Genomic DNA, 332 nt, shown 5'->3' on the forward strand with positions numbered 1-332 from the left:
TCCGCCGCGGCCGGGGCGATCGGGCAGATCACCGAGGTCATCGCCCGCATCGACGCCCTGCAGGCCACCATCGCCGCCGCCGTGGAGGAGCAGTCCGCCACCACGTCCGAGATGGTGCGCAACGTCTCGGAGGTCTCCACCGGCAGCCGGGAGATCGCCACCAACATCTCCGGCATCGCCACCGCGGCCGACCACACCACCGCGGGTGCGAACCAGACCGCCACCACGGCCGGTGAGGTCTCGGCCGCGGCGGCGGAGCTGAAGGAGCTGGTGGACTCCTTCACCCTGCCCCGCGCCTGAGACCCGGCCCGTCGCACGGCGACGGGCCGGAG

1 pseudogene is annotated in these 332 nt (G+C 73.8%); it reads left to right on the forward strand.

What is annotated here, in order from left to right:
• A pseudogene (locus MN205_RS03465) lies at window positions 1-300 on the forward strand (methyl-accepting chemotaxis protein); the annotation flags it as partial.
• Window positions 301-332: the final 32 nt, after the last annotated feature.

This window comes from Kineococcus sp. TRM81007 (assembly GCF_022669155.1).
GTDB lineage: Bacteria > Actinomycetota > Actinomycetes > Actinomycetales > Kineococcaceae > Kineococcus.